This window comes from Mesorhizobium sp. M7A.F.Ca.AU.001.01.1.1 (genome assembly GCF_004022735.1).
Taxonomy (GTDB): domain Bacteria; phylum Pseudomonadota; class Alphaproteobacteria; order Rhizobiales; family Rhizobiaceae; genus Mesorhizobium; species Mesorhizobium ciceri.
On the sequence record NZ_RZPF01001326.1, the window covers coordinates 1 to 559 of the forward strand.

Consider the following 559-nt stretch of genomic DNA (forward strand, 5'->3'; position numbering starts at 1 on the left):
GGCTACAACTCGGCGCTGAAGTGGCTGAAGCTGATCCCCAAGGGCGGCCACGTCATGCTGTCGATCGGCGTGCCGGGCTCACTCAACACGCAGCCGCGCCTCGACGGCTACATCCAGGCGATCAAGGACAGTGGCAGCGGCGTCACCTACGATGTCGTCAACACCGGTCCGGATCCGGCAACCGAAATCTCGCGCGTCGAGAGCTATTATCTCAGCCACAAGACCGTCAACGGCCTGTTCGGCACCGGCGGTTCCGACACCTATGCCTGCGGTTTCGTGTCCAACAAATACGGCCTGGTGAAAGCCGGCGGCGCGGTGGCCGGCTTCGACCTGTTCCCGCAGACGCTGGACTTCATCAAGGCCGGCGACGTCAACTTCACCACCGACCAGCAGGCCTATCTGCAGGGCTTCCTGCCGGTGCAGCAGATGTATCTCTACAAGCTCTCGGGCGGCCTTGTCGGCCCGGCCAACAGCGACACCAGCCAGGCCTATGTGACCAAGGACAATGTCGACGCCTATGTCGGCAAGTCGCGCTTCGAGGGTCGCAGCGAGGTCGAGC

Annotated in this window: 1 protein-coding gene; it reads left to right on the forward strand. The window is 63.3% G+C overall.

Annotated elements, in window-relative coordinates; all coding sequences use genetic code 11:
- A partial coding sequence (locus EN884_RS37970; protein ID WP_164895517.1) for a substrate-binding domain-containing protein occupies positions 1-559 on the forward strand: 559 nt, incomplete at both ends.